Origin of the sequence: Bacillus cereus group sp. N31, from assembly GCF_016483245.1 — a bacterium.
Classification (GTDB): domain Bacteria; phylum Bacillota; class Bacilli; order Bacillales; family Bacillaceae_G; genus Bacillus_A; species Bacillus_A toyonensis.
The window spans coordinates 1-235 of record NZ_JAEHCH010000123.1 but is presented as its reverse complement, the minus strand read 5'-3'; the positions used below and the strand labels follow the sequence as shown (position 1 = coordinate 235).

The following is a 235-nucleotide window of genomic DNA, read 5'->3' as shown; positions in this document are numbered from 1 at the left end:
ACCAGGTGGGCAATCTAACGCTCCCCCATGGTATTACATAAACAGTCCTGGCCCAATGGCAACTGGTTGGCAATCACTCGGTGGTGCATGGTATTACTTACATAGTGAAGGTGCAATGGTAACGGGTTGGCAATCAATCGGTGGTAAATGGTATTACTTAAATAGAAGTCTTTAAATCGTAACTCCTTGCCAATCAATCTGTTGAAAATGGTAATACTTAAATAGCTGTGTCTTA

At 41.7% G+C, this 235-nt stretch carries 1 protein-coding gene; it reads left to right on the top strand.

From position 1 onward, the window contains the following. Window positions 1-55: 55 nt before the first annotated feature. Entirely contained in the window at window positions 56-175 is a 120-nt protein-coding gene (locus JDS81_RS30070; RefSeq protein ID WP_374221163.1) for a hypothetical protein, read from the top strand. Window positions 176-235: the final 60 nt, after the last annotated feature.

Excerpts from the sequence above, each read along its gene's own strand:
- JDS81_RS30070 (WP_374221163.1), top strand. The coding sequence starts at position 56 with ATGGCAACTGGTTGGCAATCACTCGGTGGTGCATGGTATTACTTACAT.